Origin of the sequence: Caulobacter sp. Root655 (assembly GCF_001427665.1) — a bacterium.
Taxonomy (GTDB): Bacteria; Pseudomonadota; Alphaproteobacteria; order Caulobacterales; family Caulobacteraceae; genus Caulobacter.
On the sequence record NZ_LMHC01000024.1, the window covers coordinates 27,370 to 45,018 of the forward strand.

The 17,649-nt window shown below is 68.3% G+C and carries 21 protein-coding genes; 7 read left to right on the forward strand and 14 right to left on the reverse strand.

Going from position 1 to position 17,649, the window contains the following annotated elements; genetic code table 11:
- Positions 1 to 16: 16 nt before the first annotated feature.
- The 4 genes from ASD79_RS18015 to ASD79_RS18030 form a co-directional block, all read right to left on the reverse strand.
- The gene (locus ASD79_RS18015) at positions 17 to 454 is read right to left on the reverse strand and encodes a VOC family protein (protein ID WP_056724177.1); all 438 of its coding nucleotides are present in this window, start codon (positions 452 to 454) and stop codon (positions 17 to 19) included.
- Between the two features lie 100 nt (positions 455 to 554).
- On the reverse strand, positions 555 to 737 hold the full coding sequence (locus ASD79_RS18020; protein ID WP_056724179.1) for a hypothetical protein: 183 nt from the start codon (positions 735 to 737) through the stop codon (positions 555 to 557).
- Positions 738 to 803: 66 nt separating this feature from the next.
- Positions 804 to 2,726 (reverse strand): ABC transporter ATP-binding protein/permease, encoded by a 1,923-nt coding sequence (locus tag ASD79_RS18025; protein ID WP_156400569.1) that lies wholly within the window; start codon positions 2,724 to 2,726, stop codon positions 804 to 806.
- Entirely contained in the window at positions 2,657 to 3,475 is an 819-nt protein-coding gene (locus tag ASD79_RS18030) for a hypothetical protein (protein ID WP_056724183.1), read from the reverse strand. Before ASD79_RS18030 ends, ASD79_RS18025 begins: the two co-directional genes overlap by 70 nt.
- 116 nt (positions 3,476 to 3,591) lie before the next feature.
- On the opposite strand from ASD79_RS18030, the gene ASD79_RS18035 reads away from it, so the two are divergent.
- Positions 3,592 to 4,212: a TIGR00730 family Rossman fold protein gene (locus ASD79_RS18035; RefSeq protein WP_056724185.1), complete on the forward strand. Its 621-nt coding sequence runs from the start codon at positions 3,592 to 3,594 to the stop codon at positions 4,210 to 4,212.
- A 69-nt stretch (positions 4,213 to 4,281) separates the two neighbouring features.
- The gene (locus ASD79_RS18040; RefSeq protein ID WP_056724187.1) at positions 4,282 to 4,581 is read left to right on the forward strand and encodes a hypothetical protein; all 300 of its coding nucleotides are present in this window, start codon (positions 4,282 to 4,284) and stop codon (positions 4,579 to 4,581) included.
- Positions 4,582 to 4,641: 60 nt separating this feature from the next.
- Here the strand turns inward: ASD79_RS18040 and ASD79_RS24055 are convergent, their stop codons facing one another.
- The 6 genes from ASD79_RS24055 to ASD79_RS18065 form a co-directional block, all read right to left on the reverse strand.
- Positions 4,642 to 4,767 (reverse strand): hypothetical protein, encoded by a 126-nt coding sequence (locus ASD79_RS24055; RefSeq protein ID WP_156400570.1) that lies wholly within the window; start codon positions 4,765 to 4,767, stop codon positions 4,642 to 4,644.
- 479 nt (positions 4,768 to 5,246) lie between these two features.
- The gene (locus tag ASD79_RS18045; RefSeq protein ID WP_056724188.1) at positions 5,247 to 6,404 is read right to left on the reverse strand and encodes an acyl-CoA dehydrogenase family protein; all 1,158 of its coding nucleotides are present in this window, start codon (positions 6,402 to 6,404) and stop codon (positions 5,247 to 5,249) included.
- 15 nt (positions 6,405 to 6,419) lie between these two features.
- Positions 6,420 to 6,845, reverse strand: coding sequence for an endonuclease domain-containing protein (locus ASD79_RS18050; RefSeq protein ID WP_368664871.1), 426 nt, complete (start codon positions 6,843 to 6,845; stop codon positions 6,420 to 6,422).
- 53 nt (positions 6,846 to 6,898) lie between these two features.
- Positions 6,899 to 8,113, reverse strand: a complete 1,215-nt coding sequence (locus ASD79_RS18055) for an acyl-CoA dehydrogenase family protein (RefSeq protein ID WP_056724192.1) — start codon at positions 8,111 to 8,113, stop codon at positions 6,899 to 6,901.
- Positions 8,114 to 8,357: 244 nt separating this feature from the next.
- Positions 8,358 to 9,239 carry a nicotinate-nucleotide--dimethylbenzimidazole phosphoribosyltransferase gene (locus ASD79_RS18060; RefSeq protein WP_056724195.1) on the reverse strand — a complete coding sequence of 294 codons (882 nt, stop codon included), beginning with the start codon at positions 9,237 to 9,239 and terminating at the stop codon, positions 8,358 to 8,360.
- Between the two features lie 61 nt (positions 9,240 to 9,300).
- Positions 9,301 to 9,651: a hypothetical protein gene (locus tag ASD79_RS18065; RefSeq protein ID WP_056724196.1), complete on the reverse strand. Its 351-nt coding sequence runs from the start codon at positions 9,649 to 9,651 to the stop codon at positions 9,301 to 9,303.
- A gap of 103 nt (positions 9,652 to 9,754) precedes the next feature.
- On the opposite strand from ASD79_RS18065, the gene ASD79_RS18070 reads away from it, so the two are divergent.
- The gene (locus ASD79_RS18070; RefSeq protein ID WP_056724199.1) at positions 9,755 to 9,985 is read left to right on the forward strand and encodes a DUF1289 domain-containing protein; all 231 of its coding nucleotides are present in this window, start codon (positions 9,755 to 9,757) and stop codon (positions 9,983 to 9,985) included.
- A 20-nt stretch (positions 9,986 to 10,005) separates the two neighbouring features.
- Here the strand turns inward: ASD79_RS18070 and ASD79_RS18075 are convergent, their stop codons facing one another.
- The gene (locus ASD79_RS18075) at positions 10,006 to 10,365 is read right to left on the reverse strand and encodes a hypothetical protein (protein WP_056724201.1); all 360 of its coding nucleotides are present in this window, start codon (positions 10,363 to 10,365) and stop codon (positions 10,006 to 10,008) included.
- A gap of 275 nt (positions 10,366 to 10,640) precedes the next feature.
- Between ASD79_RS18075 and ASD79_RS18080 the strand changes: the two genes are divergently transcribed.
- Positions 10,641 to 11,141 (forward strand): TIGR02281 family clan AA aspartic protease, encoded by a 501-nt coding sequence (locus ASD79_RS18080; protein ID WP_056724203.1) that lies wholly within the window; start codon positions 10,641 to 10,643, stop codon positions 11,139 to 11,141.
- 66 nt (positions 11,142 to 11,207) lie between these two features.
- Here the strand turns inward: ASD79_RS18080 and dusA are convergent, their stop codons facing one another.
- Entirely contained in the window at positions 11,208 to 12,224 is a 1,017-nt protein-coding gene (gene dusA, locus ASD79_RS18085; protein WP_082585009.1) for a tRNA dihydrouridine(20/20a) synthase DusA, read from the reverse strand.
- A 144-nt stretch (positions 12,225 to 12,368) separates the two neighbouring features.
- The gene (locus ASD79_RS18090; RefSeq protein WP_056724207.1) at positions 12,369 to 13,070 is read right to left on the reverse strand and encodes an FABP family protein; all 702 of its coding nucleotides are present in this window, start codon (positions 13,068 to 13,070) and stop codon (positions 12,369 to 12,371) included.
- Between the two features lie 183 nt (positions 13,071 to 13,253).
- Here ASD79_RS18090 and ASD79_RS18095 point away from each other — a divergent pair, with 183 nt between their 5' ends.
- Positions 13,254 to 15,275: a phytase gene (locus tag ASD79_RS18095; protein ID WP_056724209.1), complete on the forward strand. Its 2,022-nt coding sequence runs from the start codon at positions 13,254 to 13,256 to the stop codon at positions 15,273 to 15,275.
- A gap of 69 nt (positions 15,276 to 15,344) precedes the next feature.
- Here the strand turns inward: ASD79_RS18095 and ASD79_RS18100 are convergent, their stop codons facing one another.
- Positions 15,345 to 15,821: a helix-turn-helix transcriptional regulator gene (locus ASD79_RS18100; RefSeq protein WP_162252382.1), complete on the reverse strand. Its 477-nt coding sequence runs from the start codon at positions 15,819 to 15,821 to the stop codon at positions 15,345 to 15,347.
- A 556-nt stretch (positions 15,822 to 16,377) separates the two neighbouring features.
- On the opposite strand from ASD79_RS18100, the gene ASD79_RS18105 reads away from it, so the two are divergent.
- On the forward strand, positions 16,378 to 16,941 hold the full coding sequence (locus ASD79_RS18105; RefSeq protein ID WP_056724212.1) for a hypothetical protein: 564 nt from the start codon (positions 16,378 to 16,380) through the stop codon (positions 16,939 to 16,941).
- 121 nt (positions 16,942 to 17,062) lie between these two features.
- Entirely contained in the window at positions 17,063 to 17,647 is a 585-nt protein-coding gene (locus tag ASD79_RS18110; protein WP_056724214.1) for a hypothetical protein, read from the forward strand.
- Positions 17,648 to 17,649 lie beyond the last annotated feature (2 nt).

Here is a 17,649-nt window from a genome sequence, read left to right on the forward strand (position 1 = left end):
AGAGTCTCCTCGCCCCCTACCAGACCCCGGTATTCGGCATCGACGCCCACGGCTCGGCGGCGTCCAGATTGCCGTCCTGCAGCAGTTCCACCGAGATGTTGTCGGGCGAGCGGACGAAGGCCATGTGGCCGTCGCGCGGCGGGCGGTTGATCGTCACGCCCATGTCCATCAGCCGCTGGCAGGTCTCGTAGATGTCATCGACCCGATAGGCCAGGTGGCCGAAGTTGCGGCCGCCGTCATAGTCCTCGGGGTCCCAGTTGTAGGTCAGCTCGACCAGCGGCGCCTTGCGCTCCTTGGCCAGCTCGGCGTCTTCCGGGGCGGCCAGGAACACCAGGGTGAAGCGGCCCTTGTCGTTCTCCATCCGGTACATCTCGGTCAGGCCCAGGCCTTCGCAATAGAACCGCAGCGAGGCGTCTAGGTCCTTCACGCGAACCATGGTGTGCAGATAGCGCAAGGGGCTGCTCCTGATCTCGAACGGGGGCTTGGCCTCGAGGATACAGCGGGCGCGCCCCTTCCCGCAGCCCACAATTGTCGCCGAAGCGGTCCGTCAGGCGCTATTTCGCCGTCGGCGCGGTCTCGCCCCGCAGAACGCGCCGCGCCCGCTCCACGGCCTCCAGCAGGTTGCCCAGGGCCAGGCTCTCGGGGCTGTCGGCGCGATAGATCTCGCGCAGGGCCGGCACGCGGTCCTGGCAAGCGGCCATGGCGTCCAGGGCCTGATCGATCTTTCGCGTCAACATGACAATAACCGCCGTTTCAGTTCTAGTTTTGTTCTAGCCCGACGGCCGCGTGAGTCAATGTCCGCCCTACTCGGCCGCCACCGGTTTCTCCCGAGTCTGCCGCCGCCACAACGCCGCGTATTCGCCGCCGGCTTCCAGCAGGACGGCATGGGTCCCGCGCTCCACCACCTTGCCGCGACGCAGGACCACGATCTCGTCGGCGTCGGCGATGGTCGACAGGCGGTGGGCGACGACCAGGGTGGTGCGGCCGGCCCGGGCCTTGCGCAAGGTGGCCTGGATGGCGGCCTCGGTGCGGCTGTCCAGGGCGCTGGTGGCCTCGTCGAGGATCAGCACCCGGGGATCGGCCAGCAGGGCCCGGGCGATGCCCACCCGCTGGCGCTCGCCGCCCGACAGCTTCAGCCCGCGCTCGCCGACCTTGGTGTCCATGCCCTCGGGCAGACTTCGGATGAACTCGCCCAGCTCGGCGGCCTCGGCGGCGGCCCAGACGTCGGTCTCGGAGGCCTCGGGACGGGCGAAGGCGATGTTGGCCATCAGGGTGTCGTTGAACAGGGCGACGTCCTGCGGCACCAGGGCCACGGCCCGGCGCAAGGAGGCCTGTTTCAGGGCCTTCAGATCGTGGCCGTCCAGGGTGACGCGGCCGCCCTGCGGATCGATCATCCGCAGCGCCAGGCGCACCAGGGTGGTCTTGCCCGCCCCCGACGGCCCGACGATCGCCACCGTCGTGCCGGGCTCGGCCGAGAAGATGACGTTCTGCAGGCCCTCGGAGCGCGCGCCGTGGCGGAACGACACCGCCTCGAACGACACCGCCCCGCCCCGCCGGTCGGCGGGCGGCGGCAGGTCGATGGCGTCCTGGGCGTCGGCGACGTCTGGCTGGGCGCGGCGCAATTCCAGCATGGCTTCCATGTCGATGAACGACTGGCGGATCTCGCGATAGGCGAAGCCCAGGATGTTGAGCGGTCCGTAGAGGTTGACCAGGATCAGCACGGCGGCGGTGACGTCGCCGGGGCCGATGCGGCCGCCGGCCGCCTCGCTGCCGGCCAGAATGGCCATCACGCCCAGGCCCAGGCTCATCACCGCCGACTGGATGACGTTGAGCAGGGTCAGCGAATTGGTCGCCCGGATGTTGGCCTCGCCATAGGTCCGCAGGGCGCGCTCGTAGCCGCCCACGGCCCGGTCCTCGGCCCCGAAGGCCTTGACCGTCTCGTAGTTCAAGAGAGCGTCCACGGCCCGACCGGCCGCCTCGGCGTCGGCCTCGTTCATCACCCGCCGGTGGCCGATCCGCCAGTCGGAGATCGCGAAGGTCAGCACGCCATAGATCACCACGGTGACGATGGCGGTCAGGGCGAAGCGCCAGTCATAGGCCTTGGCCAGCACAACGGCGGCCATCACTAGCTCGACGGCGGTGGGGGCGATGTTGAACACCAGGCCGCGCAGCAGGAAGTCCATCGACCGCGCGCCGCGATCGATGATCCGCGACAGCGAGCCGGTGCGCTTGGTTTGATGGAAGTCGATCGACAGCGACAGGGCGTGGGCGAAGGTCTCGACCGCCGCCCGGGTCTGGGCGGCCTGGGCCACCGGGGTGAACACCGCGTCGCGGGCCTGGGGGGCGGCGGCGGCGATGAAGCGGATCAGGGCCCAGCCGGCGGCCAGCCCCGCGAAGGCGTAGCTGACCTGGACCGCGGCGCTGTGCCCCGCCCCCAGCTCGTTGACCGCCTTGCCCAGCAGCAGCGGCGCGATCACGCCCAGGAACTTGCCGACGAAGGTGAAGGCCAGGGCCAGGGTCACCCGCCAGCGCAGGCCGGGCGCCTTGGAACGCATCACCAGGCGCGCCAGGTCGGCCAGGGCCTTCCAGCCGTCGGGCTTGACCTCGGGGGCCGCCACCGCGCCGGCCACGGGCGCGCCGCGCGCCGACATGCCCCTCACCGGGCGCCTTCCAGCAACTGCGTGGTCTGGACGCCGCCGCCCGGCGTCATCCAGTCGATCCGCCAGCCCAGCGGCGTCAGGGTCGAGCGCGCCGGCCCCCCCGAGGGCGGTTGTGGCGGAACCACTTCGAGGACGATCTGCTGCTCGCCGCCCTCACCGGACACCTGGATGACCCGCGGGCCGGCCTCCAGGGCCTGGCTCAGCGACACGGTGAACCGGCCGGCGGCGTCGGTCTTGCTCTCGCCGCGCGTGGCGCGGTCGACGCGCACGCCCAGGCCGGCGCCGGGCGCGGCGACGCCGGAGATCACCCCGCCGCCGCTGCGGTCATAGTCGATGGCCAGCATCCTGGGCGACGCCGAGTCCGGCGCCATCACCTCGGCGCCCGCCCCGGCCCGCAGCATCACGGCGTTTCCGCTGGGCGTGACCATCAGATAGCCCTGGGCCTGCACGGTGCGTCCTTCCAGGGTCATCGACAGGCCGTAGAGCCGCGGTTCGGCGGCCAGCGGGGCCACCAGCCGCCAGCGGCCGGACGCGTCGGCCTTGCCCAGCAGGGCCTCGCCGGTCGGCGCGCCCAGCCTCACGCTGGCCTTGGGCGCGGCTTCGCCCGACAGCGCCACGGCGTCGCCCTTGCGCTCGGCCGACAAGACGCGGGGCGGCTTCAGATAGCCGGCGTGGGGCGCGGCCTGCCCGGAATTGGCCGGGGCGGCGTCGGGCCGCCAGCCCTGTTCGTCGCGATCGCAGCCCCCCAGCGCCACCGCGACGAGCACGGCGAAAGCCGAGGCCGACTTGAAACCGATCCTGCGAATCCTGATCATGGCGTATCCAACGGTCGCCGACGCCTTGGCGGCCCGTTTCCTGGGTGTTCACGTGCGGCGCGCCGACCTTATTCACAAGGACCGGCGCGCTATTTATTTTTCTGGAGTGGACGACGATGCCCGACCTGTCCAGCGGCCAAGACGCTCCCCTGACCTCGGTCTGCGTCTACTGCGGTTCGTCCAACGCGGCCGACCCGGCCTTCCTGGAGGCCGCCTTCGAGATCGGCGCCGATTTCGCCAGGGCGGGGCTGAAGCTGGTCTATGGCGGCGGCGGCGTGGGCCTGATGGGCGCCACCGCCCGCGGAGCCCACGCGGCCGGCGGCGCGGTGCTGGGCATCATCCCGGACTTCCTGCGCGACCGCGAGCAGCCGTTCGACGATGTCGAGACCGTGATCGTCACCTCGATGCACGAGCGCAAGATGCTGATGTTCGAGCGCTCCGACGCCTTCGTCGTGCTGCCCGGCGGCATCGGGACGCTGGAGGAGATCATCGAACTGCTGTCCTGGCGACGCCTGGACCTGCACCGCAAGCCCATCGTCTTCCACAATCCCCGCGGCTTCTGGGACCCTCTGTTCGCCCTGCTGCGGCACACCATCGACGAGGGTCTGACCCCACCCGCCCTGGCCGACTATTGGCGATCCGTCGAGAAGGCCGGCGACATAACGCCCACCCTCCTTTCCTGGAGCGTAAAAAGCGGGCAAACGGACGTTTCAGACACGGTTCGCCTGTTGACTTAGTTGCGAAAAGAAACGAACCTAGGGTTGGGCCGCCCTCCCATTGCCGGCCTGGGGATATAGGAAACAACCATGCGTATCTTTGTCGCCGCGCTTGTCGCGGCTTCCGCCATGTCGACCGCCGCCCTGGCCGCCGAAGGCGCTGTCATCAAGCTGCAGGCTCCGGCCAAGGTCCCGACCTTGATCCAGGACGGCGCCGCCTGGCGCTGCACCGGCGACGTCTGCGCCGCGCCCCAGGTCAAGGCCCTGCCGATCGGCCGCGCCTGCCGCAAGGTCGCCGCCGAACTGGGCGCCGTCGTTTCGTTCAACTATCGCGGAGCCGAACTCGACGCCGCCGGCCTCACCGACTGCAACGCCGCCGCCAAATCCTAGACGCGGCCGACATTCAGCCGAAGACCAGGGGCGGTCCGCACGGCGGGCCGCCCCTTTCTCTTACTTGCGCTCCGGGCTCTTCGACGGCTCCGCCACCGGCGGCTTGGGCGTTTGCCTTCCACCGACCAGCATCCCGCCGAGCAAGGCGAAGGACAGCATGGCGTGGTTCATCTTCGATACGTTCATTGGCGGCGTCTCCCAGACAGGCCGTTGGACCAGGAGACGCGCGCGGCTTACAGGGGCTCACCCTCCTAGTCGTCAGCGCGTCGTCGAAAAGCATGCGCCAGAGCTTGACGAAAGCAAGAAAAATAATCCGAACACGGATGAAATCCGCCTACGGATGAACGCCCCGAACGACCCGGTTTCATCCGCCAAGGCGACGCTTCGCGCACGGACGAAAAGCGCCCGGCCAAGACCTCGGCGAGCGGCTGGGCGGTCTTGGCGAGGCGGAAATCGGTCACGGCGCGGTCCATCTGTTGTCCTGCGGTGTTGAACGCTCATCCCTTGGCCGGCGGGGCGGGGAAACCGTCGAACCGCAAAGAAAAACCGCCCGCGACGGCGTGTCGCGGGCGGTTTCGACTTCAATCGGCGGTTGTCCGTAGGCGGTCTCTTTGTTTTGACGCGCGATCAGACGCCGAACCGGCCTCCACTTCAGCTGATCGCGCTTACGCCGCCTTACCGCCCACCTGGCCGAACGACAGGCCTTCGTAGCGCTTCAGGTGGTGGTCGACCGAGCCGAACAGGCCCTCGATGATCGAGGCGCGCTTGAAGTAGTGGCCGATCGCCAGCTCGTCGGTCATGCCCATGCCGCCGTGAATCTGGATGGCGTTCTGGCCGACGAACTTGCAGGCCCGGCCGATCCGCACCTTGGCGGCGGAAACGGCCTTGGCGCGCTCGGCGTCGCTTTCGTCCAGCTTGATGGTGGCCATGTAGGTCATCGACACGGCCTGCTCGACCTCGATGAACATGTCGACCATGCGATGCTGCAGGACCTGGAAGTTGCTGATCGCCGTGCCGAACTGCTTGCGCTGCTTGGCGTAATCCAGGGTGCCCTCGTGCAGCTTGCGCAGCACGCCCACGGCCTCGGCGCCGACGGCGGCGGTAGCCTCGTCGATCACCTTGTTGACCAGGGGCAGGCCGCCGCCCTCTTCGCCGATCAGGGCGTCGGCCGGGATCGAGACGTTCTCGAAATAGACTTCCGAGGCGCGGCCGCCGTCGACGGTCGGATAGTCGCGGGTGACGATGCCCGGCAGGGTCTTGTCGACCAGGAACACCGAGACGCCGCCGGCGTCGCGCTGGGCCCCGCCGGTGCGGGCGGTGACCACCAGGTGGCTGGCGAACGGCGCGCCGACCACCACGGCCTTGTGGCCGTTGAGCACGTAGCCCGCGCCGTCCTTCTTGGCCGTGGTCTTCAGGTCCTGCCAGGTGTAGCGGGCCTGCGGTTCGGCATAGGCGAAGGCGATCGTGGTCGTGCCGGCGATGATGCCCTCGACGACCGAGGTCGCGCCGGCATAGCCCGAGTGCTTCATGAAGCCGCCACCGATCACCACGGTGCCCAGATAGGGCTCGATGACCAGCGCCCTACCGAACTCCTCCATGATGATCATGTTGTCGATCGCGCCGCCGCCCAGGCCGCCCAGTTCCTCGCTGAACGAGGCGCCCAGAATGCCCAGCTCCTCGGCGAAGGCCTGCCAGTAGTCGGCGCGCCAGCCGCTTTCGGAGGCGACGATCTTGCGGCGGGTCTCGAAGTCGTACTTGTCCTGCAGGAAGCTCGCGACCGTGTCGCGAACCATCGACTGTTCTTCGGTGAAGTTGAAGTCCATGAGGGCGGTTTCCTCTTATTGCCCCCCTCCCCCTTGCGGGGAGGGGTTGGGGGTGGGGATGTCAGCGCCGATGATCGAGACTACGCGCTGAGCGGCGGTATGCGGGTCGTGGATGGCCTGCTCGTTTGGAATACGGATCACCGTATAGCCGCGCGATTCAAGCCAGGATTGGCGCTCGGCGTCGCGGGACGCCACGTGGGGTAGCTCGTGAATTCCGCCGTCCACCTCGATGATCACGCGATGATGGTGGCAGACGAAGTCCACGACGTAGGGGCCGAAGGGGGATTGGCGGCGAAAGTGCGATCCGGGGATCTCGACCTTCCGCAGCGCCTTCCAGAACAGCTTTTCGGCCAAGGTTGGTTCACGACGCATCCGGCGGGCTGATCGATCGGCCCGCTCCGATGTGTGCAAAGGTCCTGGCGTTCGTGCTGACACCCCCACCCCCTACCCCCTCCCCGCAAGGGGGAGGGGAACTGCAAATACTCAGGCCTTGATCACAACCCCAGCACCATCTTGGCGATGATGTTGCGCTGGATCTCGTTGGAGCCGCCGTAGATCGACGTCTTGCGGACGTTGAAGTAGGTCGGCGCCGCGCGATGGGCGAAGTCGGGGCCGATCGGATGAGCGTTGTCGCCGTCCTTCGGGAAGCCGCGGAAATACGGCGCGTCGTAGTGGCCGGCCGCCTCGAGCACCAGCTCGGTGATCCGCTGCTGGATCTCCGTGCCCTTGATCTTCAGCACACTGGACTCGGGTCCAGGACCCTTGCCGGCCGCCTCGCCCGCCAGGGTGCGCAGCTCGGTATATTCCAGCGCCGTCAGGTCGATCTCCAGGTCGGCGACCTTGCGCTTGAACATCGGGTCGTTGATCAGCGCCGTGCCGTCGTCACCCAGCTCCTCGGCGGCGATCTGACGGATGCGCTCGATGCCGCGCTTGGAGCGCGCCACGCCGGCGATGCCCGAACGCTCGTGGGCCAGCAGGAACTTGGCGCAGGTCCAGCCCTTGTTCTCCTCGTAGATGCGGTTCTCGACCGGCACCTTGACGTTCTCGAGCCAGACCTCGTTGACCTCGTGCTCGCCGCCCAGGGTGATGATCGGCCGCACGGTGACGCCCGGCGACTTCATGTCGATCAGCAGGAACGAGATGCCTTCCTGGATCTTGGCGACCGGGTCGGTGCGGACCAGGCAGAAGATCCAGTCGCCGTGCTGGGCCAGGGTGGTCCAGGTCTTCTGGCCGTTGACCAGGTAGTATTCCTTGCCGTCGTCGCCGGTGAAACGTTCGGCCTTGGTCTTCAGGCTGGCCAGGTCGGACCCAGCGCCCGGCTCCGAGTAGCCCTGGGCCCACCAGATGTCACCCGACAGGGTCGGCGGCAGGAAGCGTTCCTTCTGCTCGGGGGTGGCGAAGGTGTAGATCACCGGCCCGACCATGTTGATGCCGAACGGCAGGATCGGCACGCAGTCGGCGCGGGCGGTCTCTTCCGACCAGATGTAGCGCTGCACCGAGGTCCAGCCCGGACCGCCGAACTTGTCCGGCCAGGCCGGGGCGACCCAGCCCTTCTTGGCCAGGACGCGGTGCCAGGACAGGAAGTCCTCCTTCGCCATTTCCTCGCCCTCTTCCTGCTTCTCGCGCAGGCCGGCCGGGTAGTTTTCGGCGATGAAGGCCCGGACTTCGTCGCGGAAGGCGACGTCTTCAGGCGAGAAATCGAGATTCATGGCGGGCTCCCGTAATCGGCCTCTCAAGGGGCCGTCTTTGACTGTCGGGAGTCACAATAGGGTTCGAACGAGCGTTTGGAAAGATGACCTTAGCGTCAACGTAAACGATGGTTAGTTCGAGGGAGCCGCCGTGCGTCCTTCGAGGCTCGCCAAGCGGCTCGCACCTCAGGATGAGGCGCGTGGGTCGGCTCTGAATTCCTCATCCTGAGGCGCCCGCGCAGCGGGCCTCGAAGGACGCACGGCGTCACAGGACCTCGCAGGCCAGGCGTACCAGCGCCAGGGCCGTGGCCCCGCCGACGCCCTCCTCTTCGGCGATGTCCAGGTCGATCAGCGGCCGCTTGCCCAGCACGGCGAGCAGGCGGGCGTGCCCCTTGGCCGGCCCCACATGGGCGGCCAGGCAGTGGGCGATCAGGGCGGGGTCGAGGGCATGCAGCACGGCGGCGGCCGCGCAGGCGGCGTAGCCGTCGAGCAGGACGGGGATCTTCTGGACCCGGGCGGCCAGGATCGCGCCGACCAGGGCGGCGGTCTCGCGTCCGCCCAGTTCGCGCAAGGCCTGCAACGGGTCGGAGAGGTCGGCCTCGCCGGCGGCGCGGGCCACGGCGGCGGCGACCGGCTCGGGCGCGTCACTCCAGTCGCCGGCCTCCCCGCCGAACAGGGCCAGGGCGATGGCCGCCACGGCCCGTTCGGCCTCGGCGGCGATGACGCCGGGGATCAGCAGGTCGGGCTGCTTGGCCAGGGCCTCCATGCCGAAGGCCATGGTGGCGGCGCATTCCTTCTCGCTCATCGAAGCCTTGAGGGTCGCGTCGGGCGTCGGGCGGTCGACGGCCAGGTCGAAGGCCTCCAGCCCCGCGCCCTGCGCGCCGGCGATGCGGCAGACATTGGCTCCGCCCGAGGCCACGGCCTCCAGGCGCTCACGGGCGTAGCCGCGCGGCCCCACGCCCTGGCGGGCGCCGGCATAGAGGGCGACGACGGGGCGCAGGACCGCGGGCGGGGTCTTGCCGGTCCAGGCCGTCAGCCACGCCGAAATCTCGGCCAGGCGATCGCCGCCGGTCGTGAAAGCCGGGGGCGCGACAACCGGCGCGTCGGCGGCCAGCTTGCGGATGTCGTCGAAGGGGGAAACGGTCATGGGCGCGGACTTAAGCCAGCCCGCGCCCGATGCAAAGGGCGTGACGTCGATCGTCGGTCGATCAGGCGCCGGTCGGGTTCTCGATCAAGCCCTTGCAGGCCCCATCCCGCTCGGCGGTCAGCGCCGCCTTGCGGGTTTCGTTGCCGCTGGAACCTTCCCGCCTGGCGGTCGTCTCCAGGGAATCGGACCGGTCGCGGATACCCGGGTCACGGCCCTTGCGTTGAACCTCGACGAAATCCGAGAGCGCCTTGGCGTCGACGGCGCCCAGGTTCTGGGCCCTGGCCAGGCCCAGGCAGCGCGAGGCGCGCAACAGGTCCCCGTCGCTGATGCGCGCGGGCGCGGCGAAGGCGGGAACGGTCGTCACGCACGCGACGGCCAGCGCCAGGGCGAGCGAGGGCTTCAAGGCCGGCATGGTCCGATCTCCGAAGGAAGGGTGACGGGATGTGAAATCCGATACAGACCCCGTCCCTTCAGGCGGCCCTTGCGCGGCTGGCCCGGAGCGGCGAGATTTACGCATGTCTTCGGATCCGATCCCGCCAACCCTGGCCCCTCCCCGCGCCATCGTGACGCCCTGCGTGAAGGTGTGCGCCGTCGATGGCCTGACGGGCGTTTGCCTGGGTTGCCGGCGAACCCTTCCGGAGATCGCGGGCTGGTCGCGGCTGAGCGACGAGGAGCGGGCGGCGATCATGGCCGCCCTGCCCCAGCGCCCGGACCCGATGGCCAGCCTGATGGCTGGCCAGGTCTGAAACCTTAGTTGCCCGAAAGCCTAGTTGGAGGTGTTGACGGCCGCGCCGGTCGTCGCGCCGCTGAGCCAGGCCGAGCAGACGCCCGAGCGTTCGGCCAGCAGCTTTTCCTTCTTGGCGCTGTCGGCCTTGTCGCCTTCCTTCTGGGCGCCGGCGATCTTGTTCTTGGCCGAGGCGCGGATCGGCAGTTCGCGGTTGCCGGTTTCCTGCGTCAGGAACGCGTCGATGCCGGCGGTGTCGAGCTTGCCCAGGCCTTCGGAAGCGGCCAGACCGCGGCAGCGGGCGGCCTGCAGGAAATCGAAATTGCTGATGGGGGTCGCGGCTTGGGCCGCGCCCGCCAGAGCCGAAACGGCGACGACGGTCGCGACAATGATCTTGTTCATGGCGGTGTTCCCTCGATAGGCACTTACTTGCTGACCGGCAACGTGCCGCAAAACCGCGCGGATATTAAGTTACATCGAAGTTATCTTGCACATTACATGGGTGTAATCTGAGTAGTGGCAAGTATTACACTTTTTTAATTTGCCGCTGAGTTACCGCTTCATTAACTGTAAATTTTTGCCGACCCGTTGATTCACGGGTTGAGAACCCCTTTGCCTCTATTCTCCAGGCAACGGTCGTAGAAACGGCCAGCAGCCTGCAAGGCGGGGTGACTTCGATGCTCAAGTTCGCGACCATCGCGATCGTAGGCGCGCTCTCGGCGGTCGGGGCGGCGAAAGCCGTCGTGTCGCTGGACGATCTGCGCCAACCGGACCTGCGCGGCCCCGCGCCGGCCGCCGCCGTCGCGGACGACGGCGCCGCCCAGATCGTCAAGGGTCCGGACGGTCACTTCTGGGCCGAGGCCAAGGTCGACGGCCGCGCCGTGCGCTTCCTGATCGACACCGGCGCCACCACCGTCGCCCTCAGCCAGACCGACGCCCAGCGCCTGGGCATCGACGTGCGCGGCCTGGACTACAAGTACAAGGTGATCACCGCCTCCGGCCAGACCCGCGCCGCCTCGGTGAAACTGGCCAGCGTGGCCGTGGCCGGCGCCCAGGTGCGCGACGTCGACGCCATGGTCATCGAAAAGGGCCTGGAGACCTCGCTGCTGGGCATGAGCTATCTGGGCCGGCTGTCCAGCTTCCAGGCTACGCCGCGCGCGCTGATCCTTCGGTCGTAGAGGCCTACGATATTTGTTTAGCGCATTTTCTTCGCGCGAACCGGAATCCACTTCGCTCGAAAATGCTCAGCTCGCGGCCGCTTCCAGCGTCCGGGCCTCGCGCGCGTCCACCGCCTGGCGGACGGCGGCCAGGGCGCGATCGACCACCTCCAGCCCCGCTCCGGCGGCGACGCCCTCGACGGTGAGGATGCGTCGCCAGGCGCGCGCGCCCGGCATGCCGTGGAACAGGCCCAGCATGTGGCGGCCCATGGCGGCCAGATGCACCCCCGCCGCCAGCTGACCGGCCATGTAGGGCTTGTAGAGTTCGACCGCCTCGAAGGCGTCGACGTCGCGCCCCTCCCCGAACACCCGGCGGTCGACCTGCCCCAGCAAGCCCGGCTCGTGATAGGCCGCCCGGCCCAGCATGACGCCGTCGACGTGCTCCAACTGGTCCAGCGAGGCGTCCAGGTCGGGGATACCGCCGTTGATGACGATGGTCAGGTCCGGACGCTCGGCCTTCAGGCGATGGACCAGCGGATAATCCAGCGGCGGCACGTCGCGGTTCTCCTTGGGCGACAGGCCCTTCAACCAGGCCTTGCGGGCATGGACCACGAAGCTGGTGACGCCCGCCTTGGCCGACAGGTCGACCAGCTCGAACAGGCTCTGCTCCGGATCCTGGTCGTCGACGCCGATCCGGCACTTGACCGTCACCGGCACGGACACCGCCGCCGCCATGGCCGCCATGCAGTCGGCCACCAGGGCCGGCTCGCGCATCAGGCAGGCCCCGAACCGTCCGCTCTGCACGCGGTCGGACGGGCAGCCGACGTTCAGGTTGATCTCGTCATAGCCGAAGTCCTCGCCGATCCGCGCCGCGGCGGCCAGATCGGCCGGCTCCGAGCCGCCCAGTTGCAGCGCCACTGGATGCTGGCCGGCGTCGAAGCCCAGCAACTTCTCGCGATCGCCGTTCAGCACCGCCCCGCTGGTCACCATCTCCGAATACAGCAGCGCCTTGCGCGACAGCACCCGGTGCAACGACCGGCAATGCCGGTCGCTCCAGTCCATCATCGGCGCGACAGATAGTCTATGTGGTTGATATGTCTGCATTTCGACTAGTTTCAGCACGCCGAGACGTGTTCAGGTTCACCCTTCGCCCGCGTCTCTACGACGTTTTTCGCCACTCTACGACCACTCACCGAACACAAGCGCGCACGCCTTGGCGTCGATGCGTTCGGACCGGAGCCTCCACCGCTAACGGCTAATGGCCAGGTCGCCGACCAGGCTGAAGCCGTGCGCCTCGGCCAGGGTGGCCTTGCCCGCCCGGATCCGCGCCAGGGGATTGGGTCGCGGCTCGGCGACCTTGGTGAGCGCGTTGCGGTCAACGTGCCGGAAGGGTTCGGATCGGCCGCGGACCTGAAGCATGGTCGTCGACACGTAGCTCCAGCCGCCGTCGGCGTTGAAGCTCACATCGAGCTGGTAGGAATCCGTCCGGAACGCCCATTCCAGGAAATCCGTCGAACAGATGCCGTACCCGGGGCCGCCTCGCTCGGCCCTGACGACGAGGCTGGAACCGTCCGGCGCGGCGCGACCGCTCGCCAGCGCCACCTGGCCGCGTGGAATGGCCAGGGTCTGCATGATCAGCCCGGTGGCCGGCTCCCAGAGCCAGTAGCCGGTCTGGTCGTGGAAGGTGGTGTCCTCGTCCGACGCGACGATATGGACGTGGTAGCGCAGCCCGTAGAACAGCTGGGGCCCGTTCGCCTGGGGGTCGATAGGCTGCATCTCGATGCGCTCGAGATAGTCGCGCCGTTCAGGGCCCTCGGCCTTCGGGTTCACGTCGACCCCTTTGCGCCCTTCCCACACACCGGCCAGCGGTCGGAGCGGCCCCAGATTGGCCAGGGTCTCCGGGTCCACGTCCTCGGGCTCGCTGAAGATGTCGTCGGGGAAGTTGATCATCGCGCCACTGCTCCGGCGAAGCCAAGACCTGCCTCTATCGCGATGAACCCTCCCGTCAAGTGGCGATGCCGCGCCGCGGGCACGAAGCGCGCTTCGGGGCTCGGTGATCCGCGGGAAACGGCTGCGCGCAACGAAGCGTCGCCGAATCGCACGACACAAGACGTGACAACAGGGGCACACGCCATGATCCATCGCCGCCAACGCCTCGCCGCCGCCAGCGCCCTGGCCCTGATGCTCGGCGCCGTCGCCGGACAGGCCTCCGCCCAAGCCGTCGCGCCGGTCGGCGCCACCGTCCCGACCGCCGAAGGTGGCGCCAACGCCGCCGCCCTGCTCTACAACCGCGCCGACCCGGGCAAGAGCGTCATCGCCACGACCGGCGAACTGGGGGGCCTGGAGTTCCACGGCCTGGACGGCGCGCGCAAGAGCGCCCTGCCCGGCGGCGAGATCTATGGCGTCGACGTGCGCGACGATGTCCTGGCCGTGCTGGACCGCAAGGATGGCCGCATCCGCCTGTCGCGCTACGACTTCGCCACGGGCCAGGTCAGCGCCATCGACGCCCGGCCGCTGATGCTGGGCTATGCCGGCGAAGGCCTGTGCCTGCACAGGAGCGCCCGCGACGGTTCGCTGTACGCCTTCGCCCTCGGCGGCGACGGCCAGCTCGACCAGTGGCTGCTGTTCCCCACCGCCGACGGCAAGCTGGACGGCCGCATCGTGCGCCGCCTGCACCTGTCGTCCGAGGCCAAGTACTGCGTCACCGACGACGCCAGCGGCGTGCTCTATGTCGCCCAACAGGCGGTCGGCGTCTGGCGCTACGACGCCGATCCGGAAGCCGAAGCGGTCGCGACCGTCGTCGACATCAACCGCCTGGGCCATATCGCCGGCGAGGTCGGCGGCCTGGCCATCCTGAACGGCGGCGCGCAGGGCGACTACCTGGTCGCCGTCAACGCCGACGCCGGCGACTACAACGTCTATGACCGCAACGCCGACGACCGGTTCCTGGGCCGCTTCCGCATCCAGGCCGATGGCGTCGACGCCATCGAAGGTCCCTCGGGCCTGTTCGGCGTCCGCGCGCCGGTCGGGGCGGGCCTGCCGGCCGGCGCGCTGCTGGTCACCGACGACCGCAAGGTCGGGGCCAACACCAAGCTGCTGTCCTGGCAGGATGTGGCGGCGGCGCTGAAGGTCTCGCCCGGCCAGATCGCGCCGCCGACCGCGCCGAGCCGGCTGGCCCTGGTCAAGCCGACCCTGGAAACCCGGCCGGTGGAGCACGGTGGCGACGCGGCCGACGACCCGGCGATCTTCGTCCACCCCACCGACCCGGCTCGCAGCGTCATCGTCGCCACCGACAAGAAGGCCGGACTCTATGTCTACGACCTGGCCGGCAAGCCGCTGCAGTTCCTGTCCGACGGCAAGATGAACAATGTCGACCTGCGCGGCGGCTTCAAGCTGGGCGGCAAGACCGCGACCCTGGTCGTCGCCAGCGACCGCACCCACAAGTCGATCGCCCTTTACACGATCGATCCCGAAACCCGGATGCTGACCAGCGTCGCCGACGGGGTGCAGGCCACCGACCTGTCCGACCCCTATGGCCTGTGCCTGTACAAGAGCCGCAAGGGCCCGACCTATGTGTTCATCAGCGATCCAGACGGCGGCGTGCGCCAGTGGAGGCTGGTCGCCACGCCGGCCGGCAGGGTCCGCGCCGAGAAGGTCCGCGACCTGAAGTTCGATACCCAGACCGAGGGCTGCGTCGCCGACGACGAGACCGGGGCGCTCTACGTGGCCGAGGAGGACGTCGCCCTGTGGAAGCTGGGCGCCGAGCCGACGGCGGGCCAGGCCAAGACCGCCGTGGTTCGCATCGCCGACAATCCCGCCCTGAAGGCCGATCTGGAGGGTGTCGGCCTCTACGCCCAGCCCGGCGGCAAGGGCTATCTGGTGGTCTCCAGCCAGGGCAACAACAGCTACGCCCTGTTCCGGCGCGAGGGCGACCACGCCTATGTCGGCAGCTTCGCGGCGGTCGCCGACGGCGCGGCGGGCATCGACGGGATCTCGGAAACCGACGGCCTCGACGTGACCAGCGCCTCGCTGGGCGCGGGCCTGGAAGGCGGCGCCTTCGTCGCACAGGACGGCCGCAACGTCTCGCCGCCGGAGAACCAGAACTTCAAGCTCGTGCCCTGGTCGGCGATCGCCAAAGCGCTGAAGCTGGATTAGAGCGCCCGACCTGATTGCATCAGGCCCCGCGCTCTAGTCTTTTTGCTGGATCCGGCGCGAGCCTGAACGTCAGGCGAAGATCTTGACGATCATCGCCAGGATCTCTTCCTTCGAGCGCACGCCCATCTTGCCGTGAATATGTTTGATGTGGGTGCGCACCGTCAGGATCGAGACGCCCTTGCTGTCAGCGATGCGTTCGGCGCTGTTGCCCTCGATGATGTGCTGCAGGATTCGCGCCTCCATGGCGCTCAGGCCGAACAGCCGCTCCAGCCTGGGCAGGTGGGCGGGGACGTCGAAGTCCTTGAAGGTGATGACCACCACCCGGGTCCCGGCCTCGCTCACGGCGCGCATGCGCAACAGGAAGCGCCGGTCCAGGTCGCTGTCGATGAACTGGCACACCTCTTCGCCGGCGAGCGTCTCGGCCAGGCGCTCGGTCAGGAACTGTTGAGCGCGGCGATCGGCGCCGGCGATCCTGCCACCCCGGTCGACCAGGGGGCCGCCGTCGGCCAGCAAGGTCGCGGCGGCGCGCGAGCGCCAGAGAAACATCCCATGCGGATCGATCACGATCCGGGCGACGTCTTCGTCCAAACAGAAACGGCTGGCGCCGACATCATCCATCCTCGCGGTGGAAAACGACCCGTCCATCGTTGAGCCTCCCTGCGACCGGCGTGGCGCCGGCGTCTAGCTGGACCTGGTTTTTTCGGTCCAATCTTTCCCTATTTAAAACCAATTAGGGGCTAATGTTCTACAACCTAGAATTAACACGAACACCATAGCGGCAGTTTGCCGCAAGTTAGGTGCAAGTCAGTCGCATCTAAGTTGCACAAATAGTCGTTTGTATTACTAAGCCCAAACTACATTTTGTTAAGCAATGTAAATTCCCGCACCAGGTGAAACTATCAAGTGTACCCAAGCTGGGGGATTTCACCGGCTAAGTTCTCTGCAATCGTCATCCAGACATTAAGAACTTGTTAAGCAAACAAGGGCTGGGGCCATGGCAGGGAAGTACGCGAGAATTCCGCGCGCCGTCCGTTCAGAACGTAAGCCGGCCCGCTGGGAGTGGATCGTCGGTGGCGGTCTTCTAGCGGGGGCTGTCTTTCTGATGTGTCTGGACGACGCCCAAGCGCAGGTCACCGCCTATGCTGGCGGATCGCCCTCGAACATCGTGCTGTCCATCCCCGTGACGGCGTCGGTCGGCGGGCGATGCGGCTTCGCCCCGGGCCTGGCGCCCAGCGGCTCGACGGACGTCGGCGAGGTCAACAACGCCTTTTCCGCCGACTTCCCGTTCACGCTCGAATGCACCGTGCCGTTCCGCGCGGCCGTGATCTCGCAGAATGGCGGCCTGCTGGCCCCCAGCGTCACGCCCGCCGTCGGCTACACCAACCTGGCGCCCTACCTCGTCGACCTGAACCTGGTCGGCGACGTCGGTGTCACGCCGGTCAGCGGCACCTGCGACACGGCCGACCTGCAAACCTCGTCGGGCGCCGGCTGCGTCTTCAAGGGACCGGCCACCGCCGGCCAGGGGCTGCGCCTGGACGGCTCGTCCTACGACACCCCCGGTTCGTTTCTGCGGGTCCACCGCGGCGCCTACGCCGCCCCCGAGATCCTGACCGCCGCCAACGCCTATGCGGACTCGCTCACGGTGACACTCAGCGTCTCGCCGTGACGCCCCTTCCGGCCCCGCTTCCCCGGCGGTTTCCGGTCGACATTTCAGGGGATGGGGCCACCGCCCCGGCAAACGGAACCAAGAGACCGGCCAGACCGGATCAATATTGGGAGTGGATGAGATGAACAAGACGATCCTGATCGGCGCCGCCCTGCTGGGTCTCGCCGTCGCCCCGGCCGTCATGGCCCAGACGGTGACCGGCACGGTCAACGTCACCGGCAGCGTCGCGGCCAAATGCGTGGTCATCACCGGCGGCAGCGGCTCCAGCTTCTCGGGCTCGATCCCGCTGGGCGAACTGGCTGGAACCGACGGCACACTGGCCACGACGCTCTCGGGCTCGACCAACGCCAGCCCCGCCGGGTCCACCCAGTTCCGGGTCAACTGCAACAGCGCCGCGCCCAAGGTGACGATCAGCTCGACCCGCCTGTCCCTGACGCCGTCGGTCGCGGCCCCCGCCGGCTACACCGGCGTCATCGACTATACCGCCGCGCTCGACGCCGCCCTGTCCTCGGGCAGCACCGAAACGGTGGCCTACGTGACCGCCGCCGCCCTGCCCGCCCCCACCGTCCAGTCGCTGTCGGCCAGCCTGGCCAACAGCCCCAACAACCTGACGGTCAAGGCCTACGCCCTCAACACCGGCGCTGGCGACCTGCTGATGGCCGGCAACTACGCGAGCGTCATCTCCATCACCATCGAGCCGGTCTGACC

What these genes read in the sequence shown, in the direction of transcription:
- ASD79_RS18045 (WP_056724188.1), bottom strand. Translation starts at nt 6,404, where the DNA reads ATGGACTTCAACTTCACCGAAGAACAGTCGATGGTTCGCGACACGGTC.
- ASD79_RS18040 (WP_056724187.1), top strand. Translation starts at nt 4,282, where the DNA reads ATGCGTATCTTTGTCGCCGCGCTTGTCGCGGCTTCCGCCATGTCGACC.
- ASD79_RS18070 (WP_056724199.1), top strand. Translation starts at nt 9,755, where the DNA reads ATGTCTTCGGATCCGATCCCGCCAACCCTGGCCCCTCCCCGCGCCATC.
- ASD79_RS18110 (WP_056724214.1), top strand. Translation starts at nt 17,063, where the DNA reads ATGAACAAGACGATCCTGATCGGCGCCGCCCTGCTGGGTCTCGCCGTC.
- ASD79_RS18030 (WP_056724183.1), bottom strand. Translation starts at nt 3,475, where the DNA reads ATGATCAGGATTCGCAGGATCGGTTTCAAGTCGGCCTCGGCTTTCGCC.
- ASD79_RS18060 (WP_056724195.1), bottom strand. Translation starts at nt 9,239, where the DNA reads ATGACCGTTTCCCCCTTCGACGACATCCGCAAGCTGGCCGCCGACGCG.
- ASD79_RS24055 (WP_156400570.1), bottom strand. Translation starts at nt 4,767, where the DNA reads ATGAACGTATCGAAGATGAACCACGCCATGCTGTCCTTCGCCTTGCTC.
- ASD79_RS18065 (WP_056724196.1), bottom strand. Translation starts at nt 9,651, where the DNA reads ATGCCGGCCTTGAAGCCCTCGCTCGCCCTGGCGCTGGCCGTCGCGTGC.
- ASD79_RS18075 (WP_056724201.1), bottom strand. Translation starts at nt 10,365, where the DNA reads ATGAACAAGATCATTGTCGCGACCGTCGTCGCCGTTTCGGCTCTGGCG.
- ASD79_RS18105 (WP_056724212.1), top strand. Translation starts at nt 16,378, where the DNA reads ATGTGTCTGGACGACGCCCAAGCGCAGGTCACCGCCTATGCTGGCGGA.
- ASD79_RS18100 (WP_162252382.1), bottom strand. Translation starts at nt 15,821, where the DNA reads ATGTTTCTCTGGCGCTCGCGCGCCGCCGCGACCTTGCTGGCCGACGGC.
- ASD79_RS18095 (WP_056724209.1), top strand. Translation starts at nt 13,254, where the DNA reads ATGATCCATCGCCGCCAACGCCTCGCCGCCGCCAGCGCCCTGGCCCTG.
- ASD79_RS18090 (WP_056724207.1), bottom strand. Translation starts at nt 13,070, where the DNA reads ATGATCAACTTCCCCGACGACATCTTCAGCGAGCCCGAGGACGTGGAC.
- dusA (WP_082585009.1), bottom strand. Translation starts at nt 12,224, where the DNA reads ATGCAGACATATCAACCACATAGACTATCTGTCGCGCCGATGATGGAC.
- ASD79_RS18020 (WP_056724179.1), bottom strand. Translation starts at nt 737, where the DNA reads ATGTTGACGCGAAAGATCGATCAGGCCCTGGACGCCATGGCCGCTTGC.
- ASD79_RS18055 (WP_056724192.1), bottom strand. Translation starts at nt 8,113, where the DNA reads ATGAATCTCGATTTCTCGCCTGAAGACGTCGCCTTCCGCGACGAAGTC.
- ASD79_RS18035 (WP_056724185.1), top strand. Translation starts at nt 3,592, where the DNA reads ATGCCCGACCTGTCCAGCGGCCAAGACGCTCCCCTGACCTCGGTCTGC.
- ASD79_RS18080 (WP_056724203.1), top strand. Translation starts at nt 10,641, where the DNA reads ATGCTCAAGTTCGCGACCATCGCGATCGTAGGCGCGCTCTCGGCGGTC.